This window comes from Shigella sp. FC1661 (genome assembly GCF_001712525.1).
GTDB lineage: Bacteria > Pseudomonadota > Gammaproteobacteria > Enterobacterales > Enterobacteriaceae > Escherichia > Escherichia coli.
This window is the reverse complement of sequence record NZ_MDGW01000531.1, coordinates 1-260: the sequence shown is the minus strand read 5'-3', so window position 1 is coordinate 260 and position 260 is coordinate 1. Positions and strand designations below refer to the sequence as shown.

Annotated in this window: 1 pseudogene; it reads right to left on the bottom strand. The window is 48.5% G+C overall.

The window, feature by feature from the left end:
- Nucleotides 1-236 (bottom strand): annotated as a pseudogene (locus BFF42_RS21720) (transposase); the annotation flags it as partial.
- Nucleotides 237-260 lie beyond the last annotated feature (24 nt).

Below are 260 nucleotides of genomic sequence, written 5' to 3'. Positions count from 1 at the left end.
AAGGCGAGCTTCATTTAACGCCTTACGCAGTTGCAGAATTTCAGATTCCAGTTCAGCCACCGTGCGGGAACCAGGAGTACCGAGCCCTTTTCTGGCGGCGGTAACCCATTGTCCTAAAGTGCCTTCAGGAAGGGATAATCGGGAAGCGCCTTCACTGATCGAAGTTGATTTTCAGGAACCGTTCTGACAGCTTCGGCTTTGAACTCTTTAGAGTAACGTTGGTTTTTTCTGCTCATTATTAGCTCCTTCTGATGCCATTC